This window comes from Cupriavidus sp. GW822-FHT06G04 (genome assembly GCF_058799075.1).
Window position 1 is genome coordinate 334,978 of record NZ_JBXALD010000005.1, and the last position, 14,383, is coordinate 349,360.

At 65.8% G+C, this 14,383-nt stretch carries 11 protein-coding genes; 8 read left to right on the forward strand and 3 right to left on the reverse strand.

What is annotated here, in order from left to right:
- Window positions 1-235: 235 nt before the first annotated feature.
- A complete protein-coding gene (scpC, locus tag AC1RKI_RS14375) occupies window positions 236-1,762 on the reverse strand; it encodes a succinyl-CoA:acetate CoA-transferase ScpC (RefSeq protein ID WP_061957060.1) in 1,527 nt (508 codons plus the stop codon).
- Between the two features lie 478 nt (window positions 1,763-2,240).
- Here scpC and AC1RKI_RS14380 point away from each other — a divergent pair, with 478 nt between their 5' ends.
- Together AC1RKI_RS14380 and AC1RKI_RS14385 are read left to right on the forward strand one after the other, a co-directional pair.
- On the forward strand, window positions 2,241-3,986 hold the full coding sequence (locus tag AC1RKI_RS14380; RefSeq protein WP_061957063.1) for an FAD-dependent oxidoreductase: 1,746 nt from the start codon (window positions 2,241-2,243) through the stop codon (window positions 3,984-3,986).
- Window positions 3,987-4,226: 240 nt separating this feature from the next.
- The gene (locus AC1RKI_RS14385; RefSeq protein WP_150981433.1) at window positions 4,227-5,234 is read left to right on the forward strand and encodes a tripartite tricarboxylate transporter substrate binding protein; all 1,008 of its coding nucleotides are present in this window, start codon (window positions 4,227-4,229) and stop codon (window positions 5,232-5,234) included.
- A gap of 148 nt (window positions 5,235-5,382) precedes the next feature.
- On the opposite strand, the gene AC1RKI_RS14390 is transcribed toward AC1RKI_RS14385, so the two are convergent.
- Complete coding sequence (locus AC1RKI_RS14390; protein WP_061957058.1) at window positions 5,383-6,360, reverse strand: hypothetical protein; 978 nt, start codon at window positions 6,358-6,360, stop codon at window positions 5,383-5,385.
- A 459-nt stretch (window positions 6,361-6,819) separates the two neighbouring features.
- Between AC1RKI_RS14390 and AC1RKI_RS14395 the strand changes: the two genes are divergently transcribed.
- The 3 genes from AC1RKI_RS14395 (at window position 6,820) to AC1RKI_RS14405 (ending at window position 9,132) form a co-directional block, all read left to right on the forward strand.
- Entirely contained in the window at window positions 6,820-7,074 is a 255-nt protein-coding gene (locus AC1RKI_RS14395) for a hypothetical protein (RefSeq protein ID WP_061957057.1), read from the forward strand.
- Window positions 7,075-7,372: 298 nt separating this feature from the next.
- Entirely contained in the window at window positions 7,373-8,449 is a 1,077-nt protein-coding gene (locus AC1RKI_RS14400; RefSeq protein WP_227460875.1) for an alpha/beta fold hydrolase, read from the forward strand.
- 203 nt (window positions 8,450-8,652) lie between these two features.
- Complete coding sequence (locus tag AC1RKI_RS14405; RefSeq protein WP_150981436.1) at window positions 8,653-9,132, forward strand: nuclear transport factor 2 family protein; 480 nt, start codon at window positions 8,653-8,655, stop codon at window positions 9,130-9,132.
- A gap of 111 nt (window positions 9,133-9,243) precedes the next feature.
- On the opposite strand, the gene AC1RKI_RS14410 is transcribed toward AC1RKI_RS14405, so the two are convergent.
- Complete coding sequence (locus AC1RKI_RS14410) at window positions 9,244-11,007, reverse strand: dipeptidase (protein ID WP_492795847.1); 1,764 nt, start codon at window positions 11,005-11,007, stop codon at window positions 9,244-9,246.
- Between the two features lie 237 nt (window positions 11,008-11,244).
- Between AC1RKI_RS14410 and AC1RKI_RS14415 the strand changes: the two genes are divergently transcribed.
- From AC1RKI_RS14415 to AC1RKI_RS14425, 3 genes are all read left to right on the forward strand, one after another.
- The gene (locus AC1RKI_RS14415; RefSeq protein WP_150981438.1) at window positions 11,245-11,976 is read left to right on the forward strand and encodes a glutathione peroxidase; all 732 of its coding nucleotides are present in this window, start codon (window positions 11,245-11,247) and stop codon (window positions 11,974-11,976) included.
- Between the two features lie 192 nt (window positions 11,977-12,168).
- Window positions 12,169-13,575 carry a dihydrolipoyl dehydrogenase gene (locus AC1RKI_RS14420; protein ID WP_061957052.1) on the forward strand — a complete coding sequence of 469 codons (1,407 nt, stop codon included), beginning with the start codon at window positions 12,169-12,171 and terminating at the stop codon, window positions 13,573-13,575.
- A 190-nt stretch (window positions 13,576-13,765) separates the two neighbouring features.
- Entirely contained in the window at window positions 13,766-14,338 is a 573-nt protein-coding gene (locus AC1RKI_RS14425) for a TetR/AcrR family transcriptional regulator (protein ID WP_490714193.1), read from the forward strand.
- Window positions 14,339-14,383: the final 45 nt, after the last annotated feature.

A 14,383-nucleotide genomic window follows, 5' to 3' on the forward strand; every position in this document is an offset into this window, starting at 1 on the left:
AGCGACGGGCGGCGCGTTAGACAGAGCGATACAAAACGATGGGCTCAACCCGGCCGAGCGGGGCCGATCCGGGGAGCGCTGGAAGGGGGAGGAAGGGAATGGCGCGCTCGGCGGGAGACGAGCCGGTGCGCGGGGCGGGGGTGGCGGCGTTGGACGGAAGCGGCGTGCCGCCAGGGGGCGGGCCCGTCAGCCCATCAGCCAGCCCGCCGGGCCGCCGATGGCCCAGACCCGCATGTCAGGCGGCCAGTGCCTCGTTGGCGGCCGCGTGCGTGGCCGGTTGCATGGTGCCGTGCTCGCGGTAGTTCACGTGCCACGCAAACGCTTCTTCCAGAAGATGTGGGGTCTGCCCGCCGCGCACGCAGGCACGACGGAAGTAATCGAGCAGGCCGTCACGATACGCCGGGTCCGCGCAGTTGTGGATCACCTGCAGCGCACGCTCGCGCGGCGCCAGGCCGCGCAGGTCGGCCAGGCCGTGTTCGGTCACCAGGATGTCGACGTCGTGTTCGCTATTGTCGACGTGCGACACCATCGGCACGATGCTCGATATCTTGCCGTCCTTGGCGACCGACTTCGTGACGAACACCGACAGGTACGCGTTGCGCGCGAAATCGCCCGAGCCGCCGATGCCGTTCATCATGTGTGTGCCGCCGACATGCGTGGAATTGACGTTGCCGTAGATGTCGCACTCCAGCGCCGTGTTGATGGTGATGAGGCCCAGCCGGCGCAGTACTTCGGGATGATTGCTGATTTCCTGCGGGCGCAGGATCAGCTTGTGCTTGTAGTGCTCGATATCGTCCAGCACGCGGCGGTACACGGGCGCGGACAACGTCATCGACGATGCCGACGCAAAGCGCAGCTTGCCGGCGTCGATCAGCGCGATGGTGCTGTCCTGCAGCACCTCCGAATACATCGTCAGGTCGTGGAAGTCCGATTCGGCGAGCCCGTGCAGCACGGCGTTGGCAATGGTGCCGATGCCGGCCTGCAGCGGCTGCAGCGAAGGCGACAGGCGTCCGGCGCGCACTTCGCGCGCCAGCAGCGCGTTCAGATGACCGGCGATCTGGCGCGTTTCGTCGTCGGGCGGCAGCGCGTTGGACGGGCTGTCGTCGCGCTGCGTGATCACGATGGCGGCAATGCGCGACGGATCGACGGGAATGTAGGGCAGGCCGATGCGCTGCTCCACGGCGATCAACGGGATCGGCTGGCGATACGGCCGCTGCACCGGGAAGGCAATATCGTGCAGCCCTTCCAGGCCGATGGGCATATTGAGGTTCAGCTCGACGATGACCTGTTTGGCCATCATCGCGAAGCTGGCCGAATTGCCGACCGAGGTGGTGGGCACGATGCCGCCGGTCTCGGTGATCGCCGCCGCCTCGATCACGGCGATGTCGACGGGCGCGAGCTGGCCGCTGCGCAGCAACTCGACCGTTTCGCCGAGATGCTGGTCGATGAACATCACTTCGCCGTCGTTGATCTTGCGACGCAGCGTGGCGTCCGACTGGAACGGCAGGCGCCGCGCCAGCACATTGCTTTCGGAGAGGATCTTGTCGGTGTCGTTGCCCAGCGAGGCGCCCGTGATCAGCGTGATCTGCAGCGGATCGGCGGCGGCGCGGCGCGCCAGCGCCAGCGGCACGGCCTTGCAGTCGCCGGCGCGCGTGAAGCCGCTCATGCCTACGGTCATGCCGTCCTGAATCAGCGCGGCTGCGGCGTCGGCCGACATGATCTTGTCCTGGAGTGCGGCCAGGCGGATGCGATCGGGGTACATCTAGTCTCCTTGCTGGGGGCTGTCTGGTCTGCCGCCAGGGGCCATGTCGGTCGATGACGGACTGCGCGTCTTGACGGCGCGAAGCACAGTGTAGCTACCGCTTAATATTCTCACCATGATTTAAAGCTCTCGATAACAGTCGGTTTTTTCATGAGCGTGGCGCCACTGCGGCCAGCGCCGCGCAAGTCGAGGCCAGCACCATACCGGCAGACCCGCGCCGACTCGATGATGTCGCGCAAGCCCTCTGCACAAGTGCCACGGGGCGATCTTTGGAGGACGACCACCGCCCGGCGACGCTGTGCAGGCAACTTGATGTTGTGGCGGCGCGGGTGCGGCGACTATCCTTTTCGAGCGCACACGCGCGGCGCATGACGATGGCGCGCGCGCTTCGCACCGATCGATGCACCATGGCAGGGACCGGCCATGTCCGGCCCAGATGGGCCGGCACTTTTACCGCAGCGGGGGAAAACGCATGGAGATGACGCAGGCGACGTCGGAACTCGACGCCCATCCTGAAACTTCGCAGACGCAGCCACCGGAGCCCGTTGCCGGCCTGGACGCGCCGTACTCGATGCTCGAATCGCGCAGTCATCAGATGTTTCCCACGCTGACGCCGGCCGAGATCGACCGCATCCGCCGCTTCGGCGCGATCCACACATGGAAGGCGGGCGAATTCCTGTTCCGCATCGGCGATGCGGGACGCGGCATGCACGTGATCCTGTCCGGCCGCGCCAGGGTGGACCAGCGCGATGGCCTTGGCCATTCCTCCGCCATCACCGAGGAAGGCCCGGGCCAGTTCCTGGCCGAGGTGGGCCAGTTGACGGGCAAGCCGGCGCTGGTCGATGCGCTGGCGCTGGAGGACTGCACGGTGCTGGTGATTCCGCCGGCCAGCCTGCGCGCGCTGCTGGTGGCCGAGGCGGATCTGGGCGAGCGCATCATGCGCGCGCTGATCCTGCGGCGCGTTGGCCTGATCGAGCGCGGCGGCGGTCCCATCCTGGTGGGCAAGGGCACGCAGCCGCTGCTGCTGGCGCTGCAGGCGTTTCTGCGCCGCAACGGGCATCCGTACCGCGTGATCGACATCGACGCCGAACCCGATTGCTCCTGTCTGCTCGATATCAGCCACGCGCCGCAAAGCGATTTTCCGATGGTGATCTGTCCGGACGGCAGCGTGCTGCGCGCGCCCGACGAAGGGCAGCTTGCCAGCTGCCTGGGCCTGGTGCCGGAATTCGCGCGCGATCACGTGTACGACGTGATCGTGGTGGGCGCCGGGCCGGCCGGGCTGGCTACCGCCGTGTATGCGGCATCGGAGGGGCTCTCGGTGGCGGTGATCGATTGCCGGTCTCCGGGCGGACAAGCCGGCGCCAGCGCGCGCATCGAGAACTACCTGGGCTTTCCCACCGGTATTTCCGGGCAGGCGCTGGCCGGGCGTGCCTATGTGCAGGCGCTCAAGTTTGGCGCGCACCTGGCGATCCCGCTCGAGGCGCGCGCGCTGCATTGCGGCAACGATCCGATCGAGATCGAGCTTTCGGACGGACGCAAGGTGCCCACGCGCACGGTGGTGATCGCCAGCGGCGCCCAATACCGCCGCGCCGACATCGAATCGCTCGACAAGTACGAAGGCCGCGGCGTGTACTACTGGGCGTCGCCGGTGGAAGCCAAGCTGTGCAAGGACGAACACGCGATGCTGGTGGGCGGCGGCAATTCGGCGGGGCAGGCGGCGGTGTTCCTGGCCTCGCACGCGGCCGAGGTGCACATCCTGGTGCGCGGCGCGGGGCTGGAGGCCACCATGTCGCGCTATCTGATCGACCGGCTGCGCAGCCTGCCCAACGTGCGGCTGCACACGCACGCGCAGATCACCGCGATGGAAGGCGAGGGCTGGCTATCCACGGTGCGCTACAAGGAGCGCGAGCTTGGCGATCAATGCGTGGCGGTGCCGATGCGCCACGTCTTTCTGTTCATCGGCGCCGCGCCAAACACCGAATGGCTGCGCTCGTGCAACGTGGAAACCGACAACAAGGGCTTTATCCGGACCGGCTACGACGCGCATCAATCGTGCACGGAGCGCGCCGATTACACGCTGGAAACCAGCGTGCCGGGCGTGTTCGCCATTGGCGATGTGCGCTCGGGATCGACCAAGCGCGTGGCCGCCGCAGTGGGCGAAGGCGCGGCCGTGGTGGCGCAGATCCACAGCTATCTGGCGAGTCTCTCAGCGGCGCGGGCGTGACGGGGCCGCTGGCGGCGCGGTGAATCGTGCGCGCGCGGCATGGCGACAGAGCCCGGCGCGACGGGCGGCGCCGCGCATGACGCCGCTCGTGAGATGCGGCGATTCGTGACTTGACGGCATCAATGTCGTGCAAAGCGCGACATCCTTGCGCTTTGCCTCATGGGTACACTGGCCGCGCAACTTCCAACCACACGGCATTCGACCGGGCCCGAGCCCGGCGCGCCCGCCAGGAGACAACCCATGAACATTCCTTTCGCCCGTCTGGCGCAGCGTGTCGGCATTGTCATCGCCGCCATGTCCGCCGCGCTCGCCGCACCGGTTGCCAGCGCCGCCTCCGGCGCGGATGCCGCGGCGTTTCCCAATCGCCCGATCCGCCTGATCGTGCCGTTTGCGCCCGGCGGCAGCGTCGACATCGCGGGCCGGCTGATCACGGACGCCTGGGGCCGGCAACTGGGCCAGCCGATGGTGGCCGACAACCGCGCGGGCGCGTCCGGCAATATCGGCATGGATCAACTGGCCAAGGCCAAACCGGACGGCTATACGCTGGCAATCAACAACGTGGCGCTGGCCGTGAATCCGGCGCTGTTCGCCAAGTTGCCTTTCGATACCGCCAGGGACTTCGCATCGGTCGGCACGATGGGCACGTCGCAACATGTGCTGGTGGTCAACAACGCGTTGCCGGCCAAGAACGTCAAGGAACTGATTGCGCTGGCCAAGGCGCAGCCGGGCAAGCTCAGCTTCGGCTCGGCCGGGTCTGGCAGCACGTTCCATATGGCCGCCGAACTGTTCAAGAGCGAATCGGGCGCGGACATCATGCACGTGCCGTACAAGGGCGGCGGTCCGGCGCTGGTCGACACGATGGCCGGCCAGGTGCAGATGAGTTTTCCGGTGCTCTCGGCGGCGCTGCCCCAGGTGCAGGCCGGCAAGCTGCGCGCGCTGGCAGTGACGGGACCGCGGCGCTCGCCGCTGATGCCCGATGTGCCGACGATGGCCGAAGCGGGTCTGCCCAATTACGTGTTCGAGACGTGGTTTATCGTCAGCGCGCCGGCTGGCACGCCCAAGGATGTGCTGGCCCGGCTGAATCAGACGCTCAACGCGGCGCTGGCGCAGCCCGAGCTGAAGGCGCGCCTGATCAAGGAAGGCTTTGAGCCGCTGACGATGAGCCCGGCGCAGGCCGACGCGATGCTGCGCAAGGAAATGGTGCGCTGGGCTGCGCAGATCAAGCAGGCCGGCATCACGCCGGAGTAGCCGGCGTGACATGGCGGCATTGAGCGGCGATTGGATCGGTCATCGGCGCGGGCCGCGGGCGTCGGTGACGTATGGCGCGGGCCATCGTTCGATGACGGCGCATGGACGTGCCACGCGCCGCCGGTCGGTTCCCGTGTTCCCAATCGCGCTATGCCGCCATCGCCGGTTGCGGCGCGCCGCTGGCGGGCACCGCGTACATCAACGGTGACATCGCCGTTTGCAGCCTGGCCTTCTGCGCATCGTCGGTCATCGCATCCAGCAGCTGGCAGAAGCGCGGCTCGAACATGCCGGACACGATGTACGTCCAGCGATACGCCTTCAGCACCACAGCCTCCACCTCGACCGCACGCGGCGCGTCCTGCGTCCCGCGGATCACGCGCATGAAGTACTCGGTGTCGGCGCGCGCCTGCGCCTGCACCACCGCATCGAATCCACCCACGATGGCAATCATGTCGTCGACCGCGGCGTCGCGCTCGGCGTGGCTGACGCGCGCGTTTTCGCTGATCCATTCGAGTTCGTCGAGAATTGCGTGCTGCGATTCCTCGCGCCAGTGATACAGGAACACGTCCTTGAACAGTGCCGACAAATCGGGTGCGATGCCAATGCTGGCGCGATAGTGCGCCTGCGAAAACAGTTCCAGCTGGCAGATCACGGCCAGCACGGCCCATGTGCGTTTGCCCAGCACAAAGCCGGCCACATCGTTGGGCTGCGCCTCGAAGCGGTAGCCCGCGGGCATGTCCTGCGCAGCCAGCCGTTCGATGCGGCGGAACAGTTCCTGATGCTTCAGTTCCTCATCGGAAAAGCGGATCAATGCCTCCAGCGCAACCTGATCGCCCAGCGCATGCTGGCGCGTCAGGTCCAGCACCTTGGCGCTGACGAAGCGTTCCACCAGACCGAACATGTTGGCGTAGGTGCGGCCCTGCACCTGGCTCAGGAAGCGCTGTTCGGATGCGCTCAGGAACGGTAGTTCGTCCACCAGCGAAAGACCGTCGGGCAGGAATTTGTGCGCCAGGTCGAGCGTGCGGCCACGGATCACATCCTGGTCGATGTCCCAGCGGATGCGGCGGGATGCGGCGATGCAACGGGCATAGCGTTGTGTGTCGGCAGAAAGGGATACAGCTTGCATTGCGAAACTCCTCGATACGTGAAAGACGTCCCAGGGAGGACGTGGGCCCGATACTGGGCCGATCACGCCATCGATGCGTGAGACCAGTGTCCCGAATGCAATCGTTTTCTTTGCCGGCGATGCCCGACAGGCGGGACATGCGTCCTTGGCGAGGGTTTACGCGCGGCGCTACGCTGACATGGCGATCGGCAACCGTTCCCCGCCTGCAATGCGCCACGCGGACACGCCGCGCGCGCCGGTCGTTTTTCGCTGCACGGGACCGTCGTCCTATGTGCATGGGACTTTCTTGCCCGCATACCTGGCGAACCGGGACGTCCGCCTCAGGCCACATCGCGCATTGCTGCCGACAATGACTCCACGGATCGGCACTGCCGTCCGTTTTTGTTTTCGATTGGAGTTCATGTTGGAGTTTTCGAGATGTGTACGAATCTTGCCAGGACCCTTTTTATTGCTTCCACAATGACCTTTGGCCTCACGCAGGCTGCGCAAGCCGGGGCATGGAGCGAAGTGTTCATTCCATCCAACGGATCGGCGCAGCACGCGAGCAAGTCAGCGTGCAGGCAGGGCGCCTTCGATCCGTACACCGACGGCGCGCGAATGGGACCGCGCGATCCGTATAGCGACGGCGGTGGCCGGATCGGCCCGCGCGATCCCTACGCCGACGGCGCGCGTAACGTTGGCAGCGCAGGCGAATGCGCATTGCGCGCAGCCTGATATCGATCCATCGCAGTGACGAAGCGGCCGTTGCGTTTTGCACGACGTGCGGCGCAACGGCCGCCATGCATTCTTGCGAGGCGCCATCGTGGTGTACCGCATCCGGCGCGTCCCTCATGCGCCGCGTCTGGCGTTCCGCACTTTGCGGCACGGACTCGCAGCGTCGATGTCCGCCCGGTGGGGAACGTTGTCTAAGATAGGTGAGTCGCCCGGCACGACTGCACGCGGTGAGCCTCTGCCTGACGCAGACCAGCGGCACACTGCGGCACTCGTATCCTGCCCCGTGCACGACCCACCCATGCCGATGCTCAAGCAGCAGATCCGTCTATGCACCAGCCTGGACCGCGTGCGCCTGGCGTATGCGATCACGGGCAGCGGACCGCCTCTGGTCAAGGCCGCGAACTGGATGAGTCATCTGGAGTTCGACGTTGGCAGCCCGGTCTGGAGCCACATGCTGTGCGCGCTGTCGGACGGGCATACGCTGATCCGCTACGACGAACGCGGCTGCGGCCTGTCGGACCGCCACGTCGACGACCTGTCGTTCGACGCCTGGCTGCGCGATCTCGAAACCATCGTCGACGCGATGGGCGTCGACAGCTTCGCGCTGCTCGGCATCTCGCAGGGCGCCTCGATTGCCGTGGCGTATGCGGTGGCGCATCCGCAGCGCGTCAGTCATCTGATCCTGCACGGCGGCTATGCGCGCGGGCGCCTGAAGCGCGATCCGGGGCCCGACAAGCGCGAAGAGGCCGAACTGATGATCCGGCTGGCCGAAATCGGCTGGGGCCAGGAAAACCCTGCGTTCCGGCAGTTCTTCACCACGCAGTTCATCCCCGGCGGCACGGCCGAGCAACATCGCTGGTTCAACGAACTCGAGCGCGTGTCCACGTCGCCAGCGAACGCGGCGCGCTTCATGCGCATCTTCAACGATATCGACGTGGTGGAGCTGTTGCCGCAGGTCACCTGCCCGACGCTGGTGCTGCATGCCGAACGCGATGCGCGCGTGCCGTTCGACGAAGGGCGTCTGATCGCCAGCATGATTCCCAATGCGCGCTTTGTGCCGCTCGACAGCGGCAATCATTTGCTGCTGGAAACCGAACCGGCGTGGCAGCGCTGGATCGACGAAGTGCGCGCGTTTCTGCCCGCGCCCGAGCCGCAGAGCGACCCCGCGTTCGGCACGCTGACGCGACGCGAGCGCGACATCGTCGTGCTGATCGCACAGGGCCGCGACAACGCGCAGATCGCGGCGCACCTGGGCCTCTGCGAAAAGACCGTGCGCAATCACATCACCAGTATTTTCTCGAAGCTCGAAGTCGAGAACCGCTCCCAGGCGATCGTGCTGGCGCGCGAATCGGGCTTCGATCGCCAGCGCCTTTGAGGGATTCGATGGGCCGCGTTGCCCGCGGCGCTCGGCGCGCCACGACACGTTTTTCTTGACATACAGATCTGTCTACCCAACACTATGAGACAGATCTGTCTACCTGCGCGGCCCATGATGTCTTTCTCTGGTGTGATTGGGCGATGCGGCCGGATCGGATCCCAACATTGACTCGTCTTTTCATCCCGCAAGGAGCCGTCCCGATGTCGACCCAAGCCGAAGTTCGTCCGCCGTTGCCCCCGTTCACGCGCGAGACCGCCGCCGCCAAAGTGCGCGCGGCCGAGGATGGCTGGAATACGCGTGACCCGCAGCGCGTTTCGCTGGCCTATACGCCGGACAGCGCGTGGCGTAATCGCGCCGAGTTCGTCAACGGCCGCGACGAGATCGTCGCCTTCCTGACGCGCAAATGGCAGAAGGAACTCGATTACCGCTTGATCAAGGAACTATGGGCGCATGACGGCAACCGCATCGCGGTGCGCTTCGCCTATGAATGGCACGACGACTCGGGTAACTGGTTCCGGTCGTACGGCAACGAGAATTGGGAATTCGATGAGAACGGGCTGATGCGTCGCCGCTTTGCCTGCATCAATGACGCGCCGATCCGAGAGGCCGATCGCAAATATCACTGGCCACTGGGACGCCGCCCCGACGATCACCCTGGCCTGAGCGATCTGGGCCTGTGACGCGGCGCGTCCTCAGCTTGCTGCGCAGGCCAGGCAGGCCCGCATGCGTGCGGCATGTCGGGGCTGCGGAAGGTTCCGGAAGGCGACGGCGCAGGGACGCGCCGGGCGCCGTTACTGCATGGATTTCAGATTGCCCACGCGCACCAGCATCTCGGTGAACATCTGCATGTCCAGGTTCAGGTCGGCAACTTCCTTGTATTCGCGGGCGTTGTGCGCGGTGTACTTTTTGCCCGGCATCGCTGGCCCGAAGTTGATCGCGTTGGGCATCAGCTTGGCTGTGGTGCTGCCGGCGGTCGGCACCGGCTTGGCCTCCAGGCCCGTGGTGTCGCCGTACACGCTGAGCAGTGTTGCCAGCCACGCACCCTTGGGATCGCGTGCCATCCAGTCGCCCTGAACATGGTCGATTTCCAGCGCGGTGTGGGTCGATGCGGCCCACGCCTGGATGCGCTTGGCGATGCTTGCTCGCAGGGCGTCCGGCGTGGATCCGCGCGGCATGCGCACGTTGGCCGTGACTTCAAGCTTGCCGTCCCGCTCGCGGATCAGCGTCGGCGAGATCGTCAACGGGCCCATGAAGTCATCGCGATAGCCGACCTCGAGTCGTTCACCGAGGTAGCCGGTGCCGTACAGGTCGGTCAGGTAGCGCGTGGCGCGGGCGTACTGGTTGTCGGCAAACGTCACGCCCGACGCCTGCAGGAACATGGCCAGCCGCGGCAGCGGATTCACGCCTTCCTCGGGACGCGAGCCATGTGCCGACGATCCATTGACCTTGACGTCGACCGCATCGCCATTGCGCGCAATGGCGATGGTGAAGCGGCCCTGCGCGGCGTGCTGGGCGATAAAGCCGGCGCGTGCCTTGTCCAGCGCGGCCGCGACCGCATCGGGATCGCCGCCGGCAATGCGCGCGGTGGCGGTCTGGGGGATCGCGTTGGCCGATGCGGCACCGCTCATCGCCACGATGGCCGGCTGCTTGCCGTCGACCGCCTGGTTCGCGAAGCGCACCGTCAGCGCGCCCGATCCCTTCTCGGCCACGACGGCCGGATACTTGCTGTCGAGCACGATGTTGTATTCGGGCAGCGCGGTTTTTTCGCGGTAGTACTTCATGCCGTCGCCGCCGGTTTCCTCGGTGGTCTCGATCATCAGGCGGATCGTGCGCGCCAGCGGCACGCCGCTTTCACGCACGGTCTTCATCGCATAGAGCGCCGCCGCGATCGATCCCTTGTCGTCGATGGTGCCACGGCCATACAGGTAGTCGCCCACGCGCGTGACCTTGAACGGATCGAGTTTCGTGCCGTCGTCGAGCACCCATTCGTCGGCCACCACGGGCACCACATCGGCGTGCGTCAGGATGCCGAAGGTTTCCTTGCCCTGGCCGGGCAGCGTTACTTCGAACACCCGGTTGTCCACGTTGCGGAACTGCAGGCCGAAATCGCGCGCCATGCGTTCCACGAGCTTGCCGAAGTCGACGATGGCCGGGTTTTCGTGCTGCGGCACCTTGTCGTCGCGCACCGTGCGCAGCGCCACCATTTCGCCGATGCTGTCGAGCACCGCCTGATGGTTGTGCACGCGGTTGTAGATGCCCAGCAGCCGGCCGATGTTGGTGAGGTCGTCGCCTTGCAGCGGTTTTTTGGCGCGGTATGCGCGCACGGATGCGGCCAGGCGCGGATCGGCCTTTACGGCGGCGTCAAGGAACGACTGGAAGCTGGCAGGCGGGTGGGCCGTGGCGCTGGCCACGAGCTGGTCGAGCTCGGGCTTGGCGATGGTCGCAGCGTGAGACGCCGAGGCGAGCGGGGCGATAAATTGGACGGCAAACAGCGCGGTGGCCAGCAGGGTCGCCACTGGGAGTCGTGCTGAAAATCGTACGGGCAGGCGGGTCATGGGGTGTTGTCCCTCGATGGTTTTTGTGTGCCCGCATGATAGCGATTGACGCCCTTGCGGTGGAAGCGACGCATTGTCGACTTGATAGGATTTATCAATCGAAACACGCCACCTGATAATAGTAATTCTCAATCGCGTCGGTTGAAACAATGAATTTTACGAATCACATTGAGACCGGGAGAATGCACTCCATCGCCACAACACGTGGCGCCTCACTCACCCCAAGGAGTCTTACCCATGTTGCAATCCCGTGAAGGTCAGCGCGTCCCCAACGTCACGTTCCGTGTGCGTGAAAACAATGAGTGGAAGAATGTGACGACGGCGGAACTGTTCGATGGCAAGACCGTCGCGCTGTTCTCGCTGCCGGGCGCCTTCACGCCCACCTGCTCGTCGACCCACCTGCCGCGCTACAACGAACTGGCGCCCGTGTTTGCCAAGCATGGTGTCGACGCGATCGTCTGCGTGTCGGTCAACGACACGTTCGTGATGAACGAATGGGCCAAGGATCAGGAATCCGAGAACATCGTCATGATTCCGGACGGCAACGGCGAATTCACCGACGGCATGGGCATGCTGGTCGACAAGACCGACCTCGGCTTCGGCAAGCGCAGCTGGCGCTATTCGATGCTGGTGAAGGACGGCGTGGTCGACAAGATGTTCATCGAGCCGGAAGAGCCGGGCGACCCGTTCAAGGTGTCGGACGCTGACACGATGCTCAACTACATCGCGCCGAACGCCAGGAAGCCCGACCAGGTGGTGGTGTTCTCGAAGGTTGGCTGTTCGTTCTGCGCCAAGGCCAAGCAACTGCTGTCGGACAACGGCTTCGAATACATCGACGTGCCGCTGGAACACAAGATCCGCGGCAAGGTGCTGGGCGCGGTGTCGGGCAACATGACCGCCCCGCAGGTGTTCATCAACGGCAAGCTGATTGGCGGCGCCGAAGCGCTCGAACAATACCTGGCGCGCTGATTCCCCCGCCCGGGCCCGGCTCCCCCGGCCGGTGTCCTGGGCACCCGATTCCCCCGCATCTCCCCGCGCCGCGGCGCGGCGAAGCACCCGGCAGTCGCCGGATCCGATGGCACCGTCCTGCGCGATGGTTTGCAGCGCGGTGCCATCCCGTCCGTTGATTGAATTGATCCAGAAGTTGAACAGGAAACGCACATGAAGACGATTCAGACCGATGTGGCAGTGATTGGCGCCGGTACCGCCGGGCTGGCTGCGTACCGCGCGGCGATTGCAGCCGGCAAGCGCGCCGTGATCATCGAAGGCGGCGCGTATGGCACCACCTGCGCGCGCGTCGGCTGCATGCCGTCGAAGCTGTTGATCGCCGCCGCGGAAGCTGCCCACGAGGCGCGCCACACATCGGCATTCGGTGTGCATGTCGACGGCAATATCCGCATCGATGGCCGCGAGGTGATGCAGCGCGTGCGCAGCGAGCGCGACCGCTTCGTCGGCTTCGTGGTGCGTGGCGTGGAAAACATTCCCGATGCGGACCGTCTGCGCGGGTTTGCCCAATTCATCGACAACACCGTGCTGCAGGTGGGCGATGACACCGTGGTGCGCGCGGCGCGCGTGGTGATCGCCACCGGGTCGCGTCCCGCGATTCCGGCCGCGTTCGAAGTGTTTGGCGACCGCCTGATCGTCAACGACGACGTGTTTGCGTGGGATGACCTGCCGAAGAGCGTGGCGGTGTTCGGGCCTGGCGTGATCGGTCTGGAACTGGGGCAGGCGCTGTCGCGGCTGGGCGTGCGGGTGCGCGTATTCGGCGTACGCGGCGGCGTGGGGCCGCTCAGCGATCCGGCGATTCGCGCCTATGCCGCCGCGGCGTTCAATCGCGAATTCGCGTTGATGCCCGATGCGGAAGTCACCGGCATGCAGCGCGACGGTGACGAAGCCGTGATCACGTTCAAGGATGCCGCGGGGCAGCCCGTGACCGAGCGCTTCGAATACGTGCTGGCCGCGACGGGGCGCCGCCCGAACGTCGATCGGCTGGGGCTTGAGAATACCGCGCTGCAACGCGATGCCAGCGGTGTGCCGGTGTTCGATGCCGCGACGTTGCAGTGTGGCGACGCGCCTGTCTTTATCGCCGGCGATGCCAACGATGTGCTGCCGCTGCTGCACGAAGCCGCCGACGAAGGCCGCATCGCTGGCGAGAACGCTGCGAACTGGCCCGATGTGCGCCCGCTGGCCCGCCGCGCGCCGCTTGGCGTGGTGTTTTCGGATCCGCAGATCGCGATGGTCGGCAAGCGCTTCGCGGATCTGTCGCCGGGCAGTTTCGTCACCGGCGAGGTTAGCTTCGAAGACCAGGGCCGCAGCCGCGTGATGCTGAAGAATCGCGGGCTGATGCACGTCTATGCCGATGCCGCCACGGGGCGCTTCCTCGGCGCCGAATGGATGGGCCCACGCGCCGAAAATATCGCGCATCTGCTGGCGTGGTCGTATCAGCAGGGCCTGACCATCGCGCAGATGTTGGCTATGCCGTTCTACCACCCGGTGGTCGAGGAGGGCTTGCGCACCGCCTTGCGCGACGCCGAGGCGCAGTTGACGCAGTTGCAGGCTGCGGCCTGACGCGAGCCTTGCGCCAGCAAGGCCCAAGCCGCTTCTATCGAAAAAGGCCGGGCGCGAACCCATCGCTCCCGGCCTTTTTTCGGGCCGACGCACTCGACTGCGCGCATCGGCACACGGCGGGGATTCTGCGGGTAAGACAGATCTGTCTACTATAATGGCCGGGTCAATGTGCCAACCCGCTTGTCCCGCCATGCCCACGCTTTCCGCTCGCGACCGCATTCTCGATACCGCCGCCCGCTTGTTCTATCGCGACGGCTATCGCGCCACGGGGATCGACCGGATCATTGCGGAGTCCGGCGTGGCCAAAATGTCGCTGTACCGGCATTTCGCGTCCAAGAACGACCTGATCTTCGAGTATCTGCAGCGCCGCCACGAATTCTGGATGAACTGGTTCGAGGCCGGCGTGCGCGCCCGGCTGACGCGGCGGCGCAACCTCGATGTGCTGGCGGATACGCTTGGCGAGTGGTTCGGCAGCGACGATTTTCGGGGCTGCTCATTTATCAACATGGTGGCCGAAACCGGCGGGGGCGCGGGCGAGGATCCGCGTCTGCTGGAGCAGGCGGTGGCGCACAAGGCGTCGCTGCATGATTTCATCGCGGCGATCGCCCGCGAGCTGGGCCTGGCCGATCCGCAGGCCGTGGCCGCTCAGGCGCTGATCTGCGTCGAGGGCATGATCGTGCGCTCGCAGACCACGCACGACAAGTCGGTGGTGGCGGCCGGACGCCGCATGCTGTCGCTGGTGCATGAGGCGTACAGCACTTGATACCGCAACCGCTAGGTCGCTTCACGCGCCTGTAACGCACTGACA

What these genes read in the sequence shown, in the direction of transcription:
- AC1RKI_RS14390 (WP_061957058.1), bottom strand. Translation starts at nt 6,360, where the DNA reads ATGCAAGCTGTATCCCTTTCTGCCGACACACAACGCTATGCCCGTTGC.
- AC1RKI_RS14410 (WP_492795847.1), bottom strand. Translation starts at nt 11,007, where the DNA reads ATGACCCGCCTGCCCGTACGATTTTCAGCACGACTCCCAGTGGCGACC.
- AC1RKI_RS14400 (WP_227460875.1), top strand. Translation starts at nt 7,373, where the DNA reads ATGCCGATGCTCAAGCAGCAGATCCGTCTATGCACCAGCCTGGACCGC.
- AC1RKI_RS14405 (WP_150981436.1), top strand. Translation starts at nt 8,653, where the DNA reads ATGTCGACCCAAGCCGAAGTTCGTCCGCCGTTGCCCCCGTTCACGCGC.
- AC1RKI_RS14380 (WP_061957063.1), top strand. Translation starts at nt 2,241, where the DNA reads ATGACGCAGGCGACGTCGGAACTCGACGCCCATCCTGAAACTTCGCAG.
- AC1RKI_RS14420 (WP_061957052.1), top strand. Translation starts at nt 12,169, where the DNA reads ATGAAGACGATTCAGACCGATGTGGCAGTGATTGGCGCCGGTACCGCC.
- AC1RKI_RS14395 (WP_061957057.1), top strand. Translation starts at nt 6,820, where the DNA reads ATGACCTTTGGCCTCACGCAGGCTGCGCAAGCCGGGGCATGGAGCGAA.
- scpC (WP_061957060.1), bottom strand. Translation starts at nt 1,762, where the DNA reads ATGTACCCCGATCGCATCCGCCTGGCCGCACTCCAGGACAAGATCATG.
- AC1RKI_RS14425 (WP_490714193.1), top strand. Translation starts at nt 13,766, where the DNA reads ATGCCCACGCTTTCCGCTCGCGACCGCATTCTCGATACCGCCGCCCGC.
- AC1RKI_RS14385 (WP_150981433.1), top strand. Translation starts at nt 4,227, where the DNA reads ATGAACATTCCTTTCGCCCGTCTGGCGCAGCGTGTCGGCATTGTCATC.
- AC1RKI_RS14415 (WP_150981438.1), top strand. Translation starts at nt 11,245, where the DNA reads ATGTTGCAATCCCGTGAAGGTCAGCGCGTCCCCAACGTCACGTTCCGT.